Origin of the sequence: Nocardioides sp. (genome assembly GCF_025965415.1) — a bacterium.
Lineage (GTDB): Bacteria > Actinomycetota > Actinomycetes > Propionibacteriales > Nocardioidaceae > Nocardioides.
Genome location: NZ_JAOPWY010000130.1, coordinates 1 through 14,465, shown reverse-complemented (window position 1 = coordinate 14,465; position 14,465 = coordinate 1). Strand labels below are relative to the sequence as shown.

Below are 14,465 nucleotides of genomic sequence, written 5' to 3'. Positions count from 1 at the left end.
GACGTGACCCTTCTCGACACCGACCTCGAAAAGCTGCGGATGTCGTTATGGCGCTACAAAAACCGGGTGCACTGCCTCGCGTCCTCCAAGCTGGCCATCCAGCAGCAGGTCATGGAGGCAGACATGGTGATCGGCGCGGTGCTGATCCCGGGCGCCGCGGCTCCCAAGCTGGTCAGCAACGAGCTGGTCTCGCGGATGAAGCCGGGCTCGGTGCTCGTCGACATCGCGATCGACCAGGGCGGCTGCTTCGAGGACTCCCACGCCACCACGCACGACGACCCGACCTACGAGGTCCACAACTCGGTCTTCTACTGCGTGGCCAACATGCCGGGCGCCGTGCCCAACACCTCGACGTACGCCCTCACCAACGCGACGCTGCCCTACGTCGTGGCACTGGCGGACAAGGGCTGGATGCAGGCACTGCGCGACGATCGAAGCCTGGCGCTCGGCCTCAACACCCACGCGGGCCAGCTGACCAACGGCCCGGTGGGTGACGCCGTCGGCATCGAGTCGGTGGGACTCGACACCATCCTGCGGTGACAACCTGTTGACTGGTGGGGTGACGCTGGGCCGCGCCGTACGCACCTACCTCGACCACCTCGCGGTCGAGCGCGGCCTCGCGGCCAACACGCTCAGCTCCTACCGGCGTGACCTGGCCCGCTACGACGAGTTCCTCGCCACCCAGGGCATCGACGACCTGGACGCGGTCACCGAGGCGACGGTGGCCGCGTTCCTCGTCAGCCTGCGCGAGGGGAGCGAGGGCCACCAGCCCCTGAGCGCGACCTCGGCGGCGCGGACCGTGGTGGCCGTGCGCGGGTTCCACAAGTTCGCGGTGTCCGACGGCCTGGCGCAGGCCGATCCGGCGGCGGCCGTGAAGCCGCCGACGCCGGCCAAGCGGCTGCCCAAGGCGCTGCCGCTGTCGGACGTCGAGGCCATCCTGGACGCGGCCGGGGCGCCGGACACCCTGCTGGCGCTGCGCGACCGGGCCCTGCTCGAGCTGCTCTACGGCACGGGGGCGCGGATCTCCGAGGCGGTCGGTCTCGACATCGACGACCTGGACCCGGTCGACGGCACCGTGCTGCTGCGCGGCAAGGGCGGCAAGGAGCGACTGGTGCCGGTGGGCGGCTACGCCCGCGAGGCGGTCGCGGCGTACCTGACCCGGGCCCGCCCGGATCTCGTCGGCGCGGGCCGGGGCGGCCCGGCGATGTTCCTCAACTCCCGCGGCGGACGGCTGTCGCGCCAGAGCGCCTGGTCGGTGCTGGTGAAGGCGGCGGAGCGGGCCGGGGTGACCGCATCGGTGTCGCCGCACACGATGCGCCACTCGTTCGCCACCCACCTCCTCGACGGCGGCGCGGACGTGCGAGTCGTCCAGGAGCTCCTCGGGCACGCCTCCGTCACGACGACGCAGGTCTACACGCTCGTGACGGTCGACAACCTGCGCGAGGTCTTCGCCACCGCCCACCCGCGGGCGAGGGAATGACCACTCGGCTGCGGCTGCTCGACGGGGTCTCGTGGAACGAGGTCGCGCTGCCGGGGGACCGGGTGGGCGCGCTCCTCGCCGCGCTCGTGGCCGAGCACTCCGGCGTCAGCGACGGGAGGCTGGTCGAGGAGATCTGGCCCGATTCCGTGCCGGTCCACCCGGCCAAGGCGTTGCAGGTGCTGGTGTCGCGGGCCCGCTCCGCGACCTCGCCCGGGACCATCCGGCGCCTCGACGGCGGCTACCGGCTCGGGATCCCCGACGACGACGTGGACGCCAGGGCGCAGGAGTCGGCGCTCGCGGGCGCCCGTGCGGCCCTGGCCGACGTGCGCCGCGCCGGGGTGCGGTGTCGTACCTCCGCGCGGGTGATGAGGCTGACGGCGAGGTCCAGGCGCCGCCGCATGGCTCCGGAGAAGGCCGAGATGGGCTTGGCGGCCGCCTCGGCGAGGTCGAACTGCTCGAGCAGGTGCGCCCCCCGCTCGCAGATCGTGTTCCACATCTGACCCCGGGTGCGGGGGTCGAGGGCGGTCGTCGGCTCGTCGAGGAGGATGAGCGGGGGACGGCCGTCGACCGCTCGCTGGAAGGTCTTGACGAGGCCCTCGGCCCGCACGGCGGGCGTGGAGGTGTGTGGTGTGTGCATGCCGTCGAGCGTGCGGCGCCCCGGCTTCACCGCGGTTTCACGGCGCCCACGACGGTTTCACCAGCGCCACCTGCGCCGGTTCGACGTCCTGGTGGTTGGATCGACGCATGCCGGACCCAGTGCGCCTCGACACCCGGGTCCCGACGGGCGCCGACACCGACACGGTGTACGACGCCTTCGCCGGGTGGGTGGACGACCAGGGACTGGCGCTCTACCCGCACCAGGACGAGGCCGTCATCGAGATCCTCGGCGGCAACCACGTCATCCTCGCCACCCCGACCGGGTCGGGGAAGTCGCTGGTGGCCGTCGGTGCCCACGTGGCGGCGCTCGCGCAGGACAAGGTGAGCTTCTACACCGCGCCCATCAAGGCGCTGGTGAGCGAGAAGTTCTTCTCCTTGATCGAGGTCTTCGGTGCCGACAACGTCGGGATGCTCACCGGCGACGCCGCGGTCAACCCCGACGCCCCCATCATCTGCTGCACTGCCGAGGTGCTGGCCAACATCGCCCTGCGCGAGGGGCGTGCGGCCGACGTCGGCCTCGTCGTGATGGACGAGTTCCACTTCTACTCCGAGCACGACCGCGGCTGGGCCTGGCAGGTGCCGCTGCTCGAGCTGCTCGACGCCCAGTTCCTGCTGATGTCGGCCACCCTGGGCGACGTGTCCTTCTTCGTCGAGGACCTGAAACGCCGCACTGGCCGCGACACCGTCGTGGTCGACGACGCCGAGCGCCCGGTGCCGCTGAGCTTCCGATGGTCGATGGAACCGCTCGACGACACGCTGGAGGAGCTGGTCACCACCGGCCAGGACCCCGTCTACGTCGTGCACTTCACCCAGGCCGCGGCCGTCGAGCACGCGACCAACCTGCTCAAGTCCCGCCTCGGCTCGGCCGGCGGGGGCCTCAAGGTCGACAAGGACGCCATCGCCGCGCGGATCGGCGCCTTCCGCTTCGGCGCCGGCTTCGGCAAGACCCTGTCGCGCCTGGTCCGCAACGGCATCGGCGTCCACCACGCCGGGATGCTGCCCAAGTACCGCCGGCTGGTCGAGACGCTCGCGCAGTCCGGGCTGCTGCGGGTCATCTGCGGCACCGACACGCTCGGGGTCGGCATCAACGTGCCCATCCGCACCGTGCTCTTCACCGGGCTGGCCAAGTTCGACGGGACCCGCCAGCGGGTGCTCCGGACGCGGGAGTTCCAGCAGATCGCAGGCCGGGCCGGCCGCGCGGGCTACGACACCGCCGGCTACGTCGTCGTACAGGCTCCCGAGTTCGTCATCGAGAACGAGCAGGCCAAGGCCAAGATCGCCGCCCGCCAGGCCGCGGGCAAGAAGAAGTCGAAGGTCCAGCTCAAGAAGGCGCCCGAGGGCACGGTCGTGTGGACCGAGCAGACCTTCGACAAGCTCGTGGCCGGGGTGCCGGAGCGGCTGACGAGCCGGATGAAGGTCGACAACGCGATGCTGGTCAACGTGATCTCCCGCGAGGAGGACGCCTTCGCGGTCATGAGACGGCTGGTCACCGACAACCACGAGGACCGGCGCGGGCAGCTGCGGCTCGCCCGTCGGGCGCTGCGACTGACGCGCTCCCTCGTGCGCACCGGCATCGTCACCCGGCTGCCGGAGGTCGACCGCTTCGGGCGCCGCTACGTGCTGGCGGTCGACCTGCCCGCGGACTTCGCGATCAACCAGCCGCTGGCGCACTTCGCGCTGGCCGCCTTCGACGTGCTCGACCCGGAGGCCGAGACGTACGCCCTCGACGTGATCTCGATCGTCGAGTCGGTGCTGGAGGCGCCGCGCCAGATCCTGATGGCGCAGCAGCACGCCGCCCGCGGCGATGCGATCGGCGAGATGAAGGCCGACGGGCTCGAGTACGACGAGCGGATGGCGCTGCTGGAGGAGGTCACCTGGCCGCAGCCGCTGCGCGAGCTCCTCGAGGCCCTCTACGAGACCTACCGGCAGACCCACCCCTGGCTCCCGGAGGACGCCCTCTCGCCGAAGTCGGTCGTGCGCGAGATGTGGGAGAACGGGATGGGGTTCACCGACTTCGTCGGCCGCTACCAGCTCGCCCGCTCCGAGGGCCTGGTGCTGCGCTACCTCACCGACGCCTACCGCACGCTGCGCCACTCCGTGCCCGAGGCGCACCACGCCCCGGAGGTCGAGGACGTCATCGAGTGGCTGGGGGAGACGGTGCGCCAGACCGACTCCTCGCTCCTCGACGAGTGGGAGGCGCTGTCGGACCCCGACCACGTCTCGAGCGCCGTCGCGCACCACGAGCCGCCGCCACCGCCCCGGCCGCTGTCGAAGCAGGAGCGCCCGTTCCGGGTGATGCTGCGCAACGCGATGTGGGCCCGGGTCGACGCGGTGTCGCGCGACGACCTCGACACGCTCGTACGCCTCGAGCGTGCCGCCGCCGACCGCACCGACCCCCCGCGCCAGGTCGTCGTCGGGCGCTCCGTCTGGGACGCGGCGCTCGAGGACTACTACGCCGACCACGACTCCGTGCTCACCGACGGCGACGCCCGCGGACCCGACCTCCTGCTGGTCGGGGAGGAGCGCGTCGGCGAGCCCGTGGGCGCCGAGGAGGGCCTGACGTCGCGGGTGCGCGACCTGCGCCAGACCATCCACGACCCGGAGTCCGACCACGACTGGGTGATCGAGGCGATCGTCGACTGCGACGCCACCGACGAGGCCGGCGAGCTGGTGCTCGCGACGGTGGCGATGCGCCGCCTGGGCGGTTGATGGTCGACAGTGGAGCCGTGCGACCGTAGGTCGGGCCTGTGGCTGCACCGTCGTGACAGCAATTCGCGCAACTGTCGACGTGTCGACAAAGCTCGCGGCTCCCGGCGTGATCCAATCGGAGTCAGGTCGAAAAGCCAGGTCGATGCGTGGAGGAGCGGACATGAGCGGTGCGGGCGGATTTCCCGGTTCGAACGTCGGGAGCAGTGCGTCCGAGATGCCGCCGATGGTCCGACGACCTCAGCCGCACCCGCCCGCCCAGCCTTCCCCCCGAGACGAGCACACCGTGACCATGCCGATCCCCTTCGAACGCCCCGCCCCCGAGTCGGTGAGCGAGCCCGACGCCGCAGCCGAGGTCGCCGCCACGGCGCCGCTCGGCCCGACGGGCCGCCCGATGCCGGTCTTCCCGGAGCCGGCGCCCCTCACCCAGCACGGCGGCGCGCGCGTCATCTCGATGTGCAACCAGAAGGGTGGGGTCGGCAAGACCACCACCACGATCAACCTCGGTGCGTCGCTGGCCGAGTTCGGGCGCAAGGTGCTCCTGGTCGACTTCGACCCGCAGGGGTCGCTCTCGGTCGGCCTGGGCCTCAACCCGCACGAGATGGACCTAACGATCTACAACCTGCTGATGCAGCGCGACGTCACCCTCGACGAGGTCGTGGTCCCCTCCGGCATCGAGGGCATGGACCTGCTGCCCTCCAACATCGACCTGTCGGCCGCCGAGGTGCAGCTGGTGCACGAGGTCGCCCGCGAGCAGACCCTCCAGCGGATCCTGGCGCCGGCGCTCGAGCAGTACGACATCATCCTCATCGACTGCCAGCCGTCGCTGGGGCTGCTGACCGTCAACGCGCTGACCGCCTCCGACGGGGTGATCGTCCCGCTGGAGTGCGAGTACTTCGCGCTGCGAGGCGTGGCGCTGCTCAAGACCACGATCGACAAGGTCCGCGAACGGCTCAACCCCAAGCTCGAGATCGACGGCGTGCTCGGCACGATGTTCGACGGGCGCACGCTGCACAGCCGCGAGGTGATGGAGCGCCTGGTCTCGGCGTGGGGCGACACCGTCTTCCACACCGTGATCCGCCGCACCGTGAAGTTCTCCGACGCCACCGTCGCCGGCGAGCCGATCACGTCGTACGCCTCGACCTCGACCGGCGCCGACGCCTACCGCTCGCTCGCGAGGGAGGTGCTCACCCGGTGGCCCGCCGAGTGAGCATGCCGGCCGCGGACGACCTGTTCCGCCCCACCACCGACACCGAGCAGCCCGCCCCGGAGCAGCGTCCCCGCCGGGTCCGGGCCGTCGCCGACGACACCGAGGCCACCGAGGCCGCCCCGAAGCGGCCGAGCGGCCGGGTGCGCCACGACGAGAAGATGACGGTCTACGTCACCGAGGACGAGCTGCTCGACATCGAGCACGCCCGCCTGACCCTGCGCCGCCACCACGGGCTGGCGGTCGACCGCGGTCGACTCGTGCGCGAGGCCCTGGCGCTGGTGCTCGCCGATCTCGAGGCCCAGGGTGTCGACAGCCCCCTGGTCCAGCGACTGCTGGACGAGTGAGCCAGACCCCCGACCTGGTCACCGGTGCAGCGCTCGAACCCGGGAGCGAGGCCCCGGCGTTCGCCGTACGCCTGGACAACTTCGAGGGACCCTTCGACCTGCTGCTCGGCCTGATCGCCAAGCACAAGCTCGACATCACCGAGGTCGCGCTGTCGCAGGTCACCGACGAGTTCATCGCCCACGTCAAGACCCTCGGCGTCGTGTGGGACCTCGAGGAGACGACGTCCTTCCTCGTGGTGGCGGCGACGCTGCTCGACCTCAAGGCGGCGCGCCTGCTGCCGCAGGGGGACGTGGAGGACGAGGAGGACCTGGCCCTCCTGGAGGCCCGGGACCTGCTGTTCGCCCGGCTCATGCAGTACCGCGCGTTCAAGCTGGTCGCGTCGGTCTTCGAGGAGCGGCTCGCCTCCGAGTCGCTCCGCCACGCGCGCGCCGTGGGGCTGGAGGAGCGCTTCGCGACGTTGCTCCCCGAGGTGCTCATCGGCATCGGGCTCGAGCAGTTCGCCCAGCTGGCGGCGCGGGCGATGGAGCCCAAGCCGGTCCTCGAGGTCTCGCTCCACCACATCCATGCCGCCAAGGTGAGCGTGCGCGAGCAGGCGCAGATCGTCGTCGACCGCCTGCGCCGCAGCGGCACGATGACCTTCCGCGCCCTGTGCGGCGACTCGCCCGACCGGCTCACCACCGTCGCGCGGTTCCTCTCCCTGCTCGAGCTGTTCCGCGAGGGCTCGGTGTCCTTCGACCAGGTGACGCCCCTGGGTGAGCTGACCGTGCGGTGGACGGGCGCGGAGGACGGCGACGTCGAGATCGACGACGAGTTCGACGGCACGCCGTCCGCCGACGATGATGCAGACATGCCGCCCGCCGCTGACCCGGTGGACGAGCCCCAGGAGGACCAGTGAACGACCAGCCCGACACCACGCCCGACGTGGGCCCGCAGGACGGCTCCCAGGACGTCGCCCAGGACGTCGCCCAGGACGTCTCCCAGGACGTCGAGACCCTGGACGTGGCCGTCGCCGAGCTGCGGCCGGCCCTCGAGGCGATCTTGATGGTGACCGACGAGCCCCTCGACCAGGTGCGGCTCGCCTCCGTGGTGGGGCACCCCGTCGACGACGTCGAGGCCGCACTGGAGTCGCTGGCCGCGGAGTACGCCGAGCAGGGTCGCGGCTTCGACCTGCGCCCGGTCGCGGGTGGCTGGCGCTTCTACTCCCGGCCGGAGTTCGCCGGCGTGGTCGAGGCGTTCGTCCTCGACGGCCAGCAGGCGCGGTTGACCCAGGCCGCGCTGGAGACCCTCTCGGTCGTCGCCTACAAGCAGCCGGTGTCGCGGGCCCGGGTGTCGGCGATCCGTGGCGTCAACGTCGACGGCGTGATGCGCACGCTGCTGTCGCGCGGGCTCGTCGAGGAGGCCGGCCAGGACGAGCAGAGCGGCGCCAACCTCTATCGCACCACCTCCTACTTCCTCGAGCGGATCGGCATCAGCTCGATCGACGAGCTGCCCGAGCTCGCCCCCTACCTCCCCGACATGGACGACCTCGAGGACGAGCTGGCGAGCGTCGCCGGGCTCGACGCACCGCCGGCCCCGGAGGTCGCCGCCGAGCAGCCCGCACCCCCCGAGCACGCGCACGCCCACCACCCCTCGCCCCACAGCGGCGCCGGCACCGAGCCCGACGGCGGGACCGAGGTGTCATGAAGCCCCACGACGCCGATCCCTCCCAGCCGGCCTCGTTCCGTCCCGAGCCCGACGCCGACGGCACGATCCGGCTGCAGAAGCTGCTGGCCCAGTCCGGGGTCGCGAGCCGTCGCAAGTGCGAGGAGCTCATGCTCGACGGCCACGTCGAGGTCGACGGGGAGGTCGTCACGCGCCTCGGCACCAAGGTCGACCCGCACACCGCCGTCGTCCGGGTGAAGGGCAAGCGGCTGCCGCCGATCTCGCCCCACGTCTACCTCGTGCTCAACAAGCCGCGCGGCGTCGTGTCGACGATGAGCGACCCGGAGGGCCGCCGCAACCTCGGCGACCTGGTCGCCGACCGGCCCGAGCGGCTCTTCCACGTCGGCCGTCTCGACACCGACACCTCGGGGCTTCTGATCCTCACCAACGACGGTGACTTCGCCCAGCGCCTCGCGCACCCGTCGTACGAGGTGGACAAGACCTACGTCGCCGAGGTCGAGGGCGAGCTCCACAAGGGCGTCCTCAAGCAGCTCAAGGCCGGCGTGACCCTGGACGACGGCCCCGTCACGGTGTCGAGCGTGCGCATCGTGAGCGGGAGCCACGGTCGCAACGCCCATGACCGCACGATCGTCGAGCTGGTCATCCACGAGGGCCGCAACCGGATCGTGCGGCGGCTGCTCGAGCACGTCGGTCACCCGGTGACGCGCCTGACCCGCACCCAGATCGGCCCGGTGGGCCTCGGCAAGCTGCCGCTGGGGGAGATCCGCGAGCTGTCCCTCGACGAGCTCGGCGAGCTGATGGACAGCGCGCAGCTCTGAGGCGCGCCTTCGTTAGGCTGCGGGGGTGGCAGTCAGGGCAGTGCGTGGGGCGACCCAGCTGGAGGAGGACACCCGTGAGCACATGCTGGACCGGGTGGCCGAGCTCGTCATCGACGTGATGGCGGCCAACGGCCTGGTCGTCGACGACTTCATCTCGATCATCTTCACCGCGACCAGCGACCTGGTGAGCGAGTTCCCGGCCTACGCCGCCCGCCAGCTCGGCTTCTCCGACGTCCCGCTCGTGTGCGCGCGCGAGCTCGAGATCGAGGGCTCGATGCCTCGCGTGGTCAGGCTGATGGCGCACGTGGAGACCGACCTGCCGCGCGCCGACGTCACCCACGTCTACCTCCACGGTGCGGCCAACCTGCGCCGCGACCTGACGAAGACGACCAGCCATGACTGAGGACCTCCTGCCGGCCCTGACCGGGCCGGTCGAGGTCGTCGGCGCGGGTCTCATCGGCACCTCGATCGCGCTGGTGTGCCGCCGGCTCGGCCTCGACGTCGTCCTGCGCGACACCTCCGAGGAGAACATCCGCACGGCGTCCGGGCTCGGTGCCGGGCGGCCCGCGTCGTCCGGCGACCGTCCGCAGCTCGTCGTGGTGGCCGTGCCGCCCGCGGCGATCGCCGACGCGACGGTGGACGCGCTCCGGCGCACCGGTGCGGTGGTCACCGACGTCGGCAGCGTGAAGGCCGCGCCGCTCGCCGAGGTGGCCGCCCGGGTCGGTGCCGCCGAGCTGGCCCGCTACGTCGGGTCGCACCCGATGGCCGGCAGCGAACGCTCCGGTCCGCTGGCCGCCAGCGCCGCGCTCTTCGACGGACGCCCGTGGGCGGTGACGCCGCACGCCGGCGCCCGACCCGACGCCGTGGGCCTCGTGGAGTCCCTGGTCCTCGAGTGCGGTGCCGCCCCGCTCCGGATGGAGCCCGGCGAGCACGACCGCGCCGTCGCCCGTACGTCACACCTGCCGCACCTGGCGGCCGTGCTCGTGGCGGGACGGCTCGCGACCGCACCCGTCGAGCACCTGGCCCTGTCGGGGCAGGGCGTGCGCGACGTGACCCGGGTCGCTGCGAGTGATCCGGTGCTGTGGCAGCAGATCCTCGAGGCCAACTCGGGTGCCGTGCTCGACCTGCTGGGGGAGGTGCGCGCCGACCTCGACGCACTGATGACGGCGGTCGCCGCCGACGCCGGACCCGACCTCGTCGAGATCCTCGAGCGGGGCAACGCCGGCACGGCCGCCATCCCCGGCAAGCACGGTGGCCCGGCGCGCCCGACCCGCTCGGTCTTCGTCTCGGTGCCCGACCACCCCGGTGAGCTGGCGCGGCTCTTCGGCGACGCGGGCGAGATCGGCGTCAACATCGAGGACGTCCACATCGACCACGATCCCGGACGTCCGGTCGGTCTCACCGAGCTCGTGGTCGAGCAGGGGAGCGCCGAGCACCTGCTCGCCGCTCTCGAATCCCGCGGGTGGACCACTCACCGGTAACCTTCTCGCCCGTGAGCAGTGTCGACACCACCCCCCTCGGCAGGCCCGACCTCGTCATCGCCGTCGACGGCACCTCCGGATCGGGCAAGTCGAGCACCTCGCGCGGCGTGGCGACGCGCCTGGGCCTGCGCTACCTCGACACCGGTGCGATGTTCCGGGCGATCACGTGGTGGCTGCTGCGTGAGGGCGTCGACGTACAAGACGTGGCGGCGGTCGCCGCGGCAGCGGGACGCCCCGAGATCGTGTCCGGCACCGACCCGCTCGCACCCACCATCACCGTCGACGGCGTCGACGTCTCGGTCGAGATCCGCGGAGAGGACGTCACGGCCGCCGTCAGCCCCGTGAGCGCCGTGCCCGAGGTGCGGGCCAGGCTGCTCGAGCTCCAGCGCGCGGTCATCGGCGCAGGCGGCATCGTGGTCGAGGGACGCGACATCGGCTCCGTGGTGTGGCCGCAGGCCGAGGTGAAGGTCTACCTCAGCGCCGACCCCGACGCGCGGGCCGAGAGGCGAGCGGCCGAGCTGGGCGGCACCGACGTGGCGAGCACCCAGGAGTCGCTGCTGGCGCGCGACCGGATCGACTCGGGCCGGGCGACGGCGCCGCTGACGATGGCCGAGGGCGCGGTGCACGTCGACAGCACCCACCAGAGCCTGGTCGAGGTCATCGACACCATCGTCGCCCTGGCCGCTCGCGCCTCGTCGGGGGCCCGGGAGGGCTCGTGAGCGGGACCGACCTCCCCGCGAGCAGCGCCGACCACCCCTCCACCGGCCTGCTGCGCGCGCTCCGCCCGTCCGCGGCCTGGCTGATGCGTCGCCGCTGGCACGTCGCCGTGCACCACCCCGAGCTCGTCCCGGCGAGCGGCGGGGTGATCCTCGCCTCCAACCACGTGGGCCTCGTCGACGGCCCGCTGCTGGCGACCTTCGCCCCGCGACCCGTGCACGCGCTCACCAAGCTCGAGATGTTCGAGGGTCGGGTCGGCGGGTTCCTGCGCCGCACCGGCCAGATCCCCCTGGACCGCTACGCCCCCGACCCCGCTGCGATCCGCACGTCCCTGCGCGTGATCCGCGACGGGGGAGTGGTCGGCATCTTCCCCGAGGGCACCCGCAGCAGCGGCGAGCTCCAGCGGTTCCACCACGGCGCGGCCTACCTCGCGCTCGTCACCGGCGCCCCCGTCGTACCCGTCACGCTGATCGGCACTTGGCCGTCACCCGACGGCTCGAGCTCCCTGCCCGAGCCCGGCAGCGACATCGACCTCGTCTTCGGACGTCCGTGGCACACGACACAGGAGCCCTGGCCGCGCACCCGGGAACACGTGCGGGCCACCTCGGTGTTGTTGCGAGGACACATGCTGTCCGAGCTGGACAGCGCCCTCTCGCAGACGCGCCGATCCTTGCCCTGGCCCCTTCCTGCGGGACAATCCGAGGACGACCCCGACACCGGGCTCGTCGAGCATTCGAAAGAGCTGTGATCTCGCATGACTGAGTACGACACCGAGCGCGACGCGGCCGGGTCCGCCGACGCCGGCCCCACGCCCGTCCTGGCCGTGGTGGGCCGCCCCAACGTGGGCAAGTCGACCCTCGTCAACCGGATCATCGGCCGTCGCGAGGCCGTCGTGGAGGACCGTCCCGGGGTCACCCGCGACCGGGTCTACTACGACGCCAACTGGAACGGACGCGCCTTCACTGTCGTCGACACCGGCGGCTGGGACCCCGACGCGCGCGGCATGGCCGAGAGCATCCGTGCCCAGGCCGAGGTCGCGGTGACCCTGGCCGACGCCGTGCTCTTCGTGGTCGACGCGACCGTCGGCATCACCGACGCCGACGAGGCCGTCGTACGCATCCTGCGGGCGTCGGGCAAGCCCGTCGTGCTCGCGGCCAACAAGGTCGACGACCAGCGCACCGAGGCCGAGGCCTACGGGCTGTGGAACCTCGGCCTCGGCGAGCCCTACTGCGTGTCCGCGCTCCACGGTCGCGGGTCGGGCGACATGCTCGACGCCATCCTCGAGGCGCTGCCGGAGACCCCCGCGCAGTCCTTCGAGGAGGTCGGCGGCCCGCGCCGCATCGCGATCGTCGGCAAGCCCAACGTCGGCAAGTCCTCGCTGCTCAACATGCTGGCGCGCGAGGACCGGGTCGTCGTCGACAACGCTGCCGGCACCACGGTCGACCCCGTCGACGAGCTGATCACCCTCGGCGACCGCACCTGGCGCTTCATCGACACCGCGGGCATCCGCAAGCGGGTCAACCAGGCCTCCGGCCACGAGTACTACGCGTCGCTGCGCACCACGACGGCCATCGACCGCGCCGAGGTGGCGGTCCTGGTGCTCGACGCCAGCGAGACCGTCTCCGAGCAGGACATGCGGATCATCCAGACCATCCGCGACGCGGGCCGGGCGATGATCATCGCCTTCAACAAGTGGGACCTGGTCGACGAGGAGCGCCGCTACTACCTCGAGCGCGAGATCGAGCGCGACCTCGTGCAGCTCAAGTGGGCGCCCCGGATCAACTTCACCGCCCGCACCGGCTGGCACGTCGACCGGCTCGTCCCGGCGATCGAGAAGGCCCTCGAGGGCTGGGAGACGCGCATCGGCACGGGCGCGCTCAACACCTTCCTCGGTCGCCTCGTCGCTGAGCACCCGCACCCCGTGCGCAGCGGCAAGCAGGCCCGGATCCTCTTCGCCACGCAGCCGTCGACGGCGCCGCCGACCTTCGTGCTCTTCACGACCGGCAAGCTCGACGCGTCCTACGAGCGCTTCATCGAGCGCCGGCTCCGTGAGGAGTTCGGCTTCACGGGCACGCCGATCGTGATCCAGCAGAAGCCGCGCGAGAAGCGCAAGCGCTGACGCCGTACGACGTCAGGGCGTGAGCCCCGCGGCGCGCAGCCAGTCCATCGGGTCGACGGGACTGCCGGCGTCGGGGCGCACCTCCAGGTGCAGGTGGGGGCCGGACGAGTTGCCGGTCGAGCCCACGGTCCCGACCGGGTCGGCGACCTCGACCTGCTGGCCGGTGCTGACCGCGACGTCGGTCTGGTGGCAGTACCAGATCTCCGTCCCATCGGGCAGCGTGACGATGGTGCGCAGGCCGTAGGGCCCCGACCAGGCGACCTCGGTGACCTCGCCCGCGGCGACCGCGACGATCTCGTCCCCCAGGGACGCCCCGAAGTCCTGGCCGCCGTGCTCGGCCTCCCAGAGCGGACCGGTGAGACCGAAGCCCGCCGACAGCCGGTAGGACGCCAGCGGCAGCACGGCGCGTACGTCGTCCGGGTCGCCGGTGTAGCCGTAGGTCGCGAGCACGGCCTTGCGGCCCACGAGGGCGCGCTCGCGCGCGTCGGCACGCCGGTTGAGGAGCAGCAGGCTCTGCTGGCGCTCGCGCAGCTGTTGCGCCAGCTCGGCGGAAGCGCTGTGCCGGGCGCTGGCACGCACGTCGGTCTCGGGAGTCGCGGCATCGGCGTGGGGCGCGAGGAGGCTCAGTCCGAGGGCTGTTGCGACGACAGCGACCAGCAGACCGGCCTGGCGCGGCAGAGATGACACGGTGGACCCCCACAGGTTGATGACTCATCCTGTGCCGGCGCCCCGGCCCGGTCAGCCGATCGCCGCCAAATGGCCCGCACGGACTACGCCCGGCTCCCGATCGACACCGCGGAACCGGCCAGGCGGCCTGATGGGCGGGTCGATTCTGTGGCGGCCGGAGGCCTGCGGTAGTGTTCGGGACGCTCCACAGGCCTCGTGCCGGGAGCGTTCGGGCTGTAGCGCAGCTTGGTAGCGCACTTGACTGGGGGTCAAGGGGTCGCAGGTTCAAATCCTGTCAGCCCGACCGAGTAGTAGCCCCTGACCTGCGGAAACGTCGGTCAGGGGCTACTTGCTTCTTGAGTCAGATCGCCTTGTGTCGCGTTTACGTACCGAAAACCCCTTCCGGTACGACCTCTCTAGACCGGGTTTGCGCGGAAATGGCGCAGTCGGGCCCTGAGAGTGGATGCGCACGGTGGCGCGACGTCAGTGCTGCGAGGTGGTCGTCCTCGCGTTGTCGGCGAAGGACTGCAGGAGGTGGGTCACGTCGGGTGTGGACTGGTTCTTCTCGATGTAGAACTCCTTGGTGATCGCATCCGAGGAGTGG

At 71.8% G+C, this 14,465-nt stretch carries 13 protein-coding genes, 1 tRNA gene and 2 pseudogenes; 14 read left to right on the top strand and 2 right to left on the bottom strand.

Going from position 1 to position 14,465, the window contains the following annotated elements; genetic code table 11:
• Together JWN97_RS13785 and xerD are read left to right on the top strand one after the other, a co-directional pair.
• Positions 1-540, top strand: a pseudogene (locus JWN97_RS13785) (alanine dehydrogenase); the annotation flags it as partial.
• 19 nt (positions 541-559) lie between these two features.
• Positions 560-1,480 carry a site-specific tyrosine recombinase XerD gene (gene xerD, locus JWN97_RS13780; protein ID WP_297623507.1) on the top strand — a complete coding sequence of 307 codons (921 nt, stop codon included), beginning with the start codon at positions 560-562 and terminating at the stop codon, positions 1,478-1,480.
• 364 nt (positions 1,481-1,844) lie between these two features.
• Here xerD and JWN97_RS13775 read toward each other — a convergent pair.
• Positions 1,845-1,943 (bottom strand): annotated as a pseudogene (locus tag JWN97_RS13775) (ABC transporter); the annotation flags it as partial.
• Positions 1,944-2,224: 281 nt separating this feature from the next.
• Between JWN97_RS13775 and JWN97_RS13770 the strand changes: the two are divergent.
• The 11 genes from JWN97_RS13770 to der all read left to right on the top strand — a co-directional run bounded on the left by JWN97_RS13770 (position 2,225) and on the right by der (position 13,195).
• Positions 2,225-4,846, top strand: a complete 2,622-nt coding sequence (locus JWN97_RS13770) for a DEAD/DEAH box helicase (RefSeq protein WP_297623497.1) — start codon at positions 2,225-2,227, stop codon at positions 4,844-4,846.
• Positions 4,847-5,135: 289 nt separating this feature from the next.
• On the top strand, positions 5,136-6,053 hold the full coding sequence (locus JWN97_RS13765; RefSeq protein WP_363321292.1) for a ParA family protein: 918 nt from the start codon (positions 5,136-5,138) through the stop codon (positions 6,051-6,053).
• Positions 6,038-6,397: a hypothetical protein gene (locus JWN97_RS13760; RefSeq protein ID WP_297623494.1), complete on the top strand. Its 360-nt coding sequence runs from the start codon at positions 6,038-6,040 to the stop codon at positions 6,395-6,397. Before JWN97_RS13765 ends, JWN97_RS13760 begins: the two co-directional genes overlap by 16 nt.
• Before the next feature lie 14 nt (positions 6,398-6,411).
• Positions 6,412-7,293 (top strand): segregation/condensation protein A, encoded by an 882-nt coding sequence (locus JWN97_RS13755; RefSeq protein ID WP_297623510.1) that lies wholly within the window; start codon positions 6,412-6,414, stop codon positions 7,291-7,293.
• A complete protein-coding gene (gene scpB, locus JWN97_RS13750; RefSeq protein WP_297623492.1) occupies positions 7,290-8,081 on the top strand; it encodes an SMC-Scp complex subunit ScpB in 792 nt (263 codons plus the stop codon). The genes JWN97_RS13755 and scpB overlap by 4 nt, the downstream gene beginning before the upstream one ends.
• Entirely contained in the window at positions 8,078-8,878 is an 801-nt protein-coding gene (locus tag JWN97_RS13745; protein WP_297623489.1) for a pseudouridine synthase, read from the top strand. Before scpB ends, JWN97_RS13745 begins: the two co-directional genes overlap by 4 nt.
• 25 nt (positions 8,879-8,903) lie before the next feature.
• Positions 8,904-9,281 (top strand): chorismate mutase, encoded by a 378-nt coding sequence (aroH, locus tag JWN97_RS13740; RefSeq protein ID WP_297623486.1) that lies wholly within the window; start codon positions 8,904-8,906, stop codon positions 9,279-9,281.
• Positions 9,274-10,359: a prephenate dehydrogenase gene (locus tag JWN97_RS13735; RefSeq protein ID WP_297623483.1), complete on the top strand. Its 1,086-nt coding sequence runs from the start codon at positions 9,274-9,276 to the stop codon at positions 10,357-10,359. Before aroH ends, JWN97_RS13735 begins: the two co-directional genes overlap by 8 nt.
• An 11-nt stretch (positions 10,360-10,370) precedes the next feature.
• A complete protein-coding gene (gene cmk / locus JWN97_RS13730; RefSeq protein WP_297623480.1) occupies positions 10,371-11,078 on the top strand; it encodes a (d)CMP kinase in 708 nt (235 codons plus the stop codon).
• Positions 11,075-11,824, top strand: a complete 750-nt coding sequence (locus tag JWN97_RS13725; protein ID WP_297623476.1) for a lysophospholipid acyltransferase family protein — start codon at positions 11,075-11,077, stop codon at positions 11,822-11,824. The genes cmk and JWN97_RS13725 overlap by 4 nt, the downstream gene beginning before the upstream one ends.
• A gap of 6 nt (positions 11,825-11,830) precedes the next feature.
• Positions 11,831-13,195, top strand: coding sequence for a ribosome biogenesis GTPase Der (der, locus tag JWN97_RS13720; protein ID WP_297623472.1), 1,365 nt, complete (start codon positions 11,831-11,833; stop codon positions 13,193-13,195).
• A gap of 12 nt (positions 13,196-13,207) precedes the next feature.
• On the opposite strand, the gene JWN97_RS13715 is transcribed toward der, so the two are convergent.
• The gene (locus tag JWN97_RS13715; RefSeq protein WP_297623469.1) at positions 13,208-13,882 is read right to left on the bottom strand and encodes a M23 family metallopeptidase; all 675 of its coding nucleotides are present in this window, start codon (positions 13,880-13,882) and stop codon (positions 13,208-13,210) included.
• 209 nt (positions 13,883-14,091) lie between these two features.
• Here JWN97_RS13715 and JWN97_RS13710 point away from each other — a divergent pair.
• Positions 14,092-14,165: transfer RNA gene (locus tag JWN97_RS13710), tRNA-Pro, on the top strand.
• The last annotated feature ends 300 nt before the right edge of the window (positions 14,166-14,465 follow it).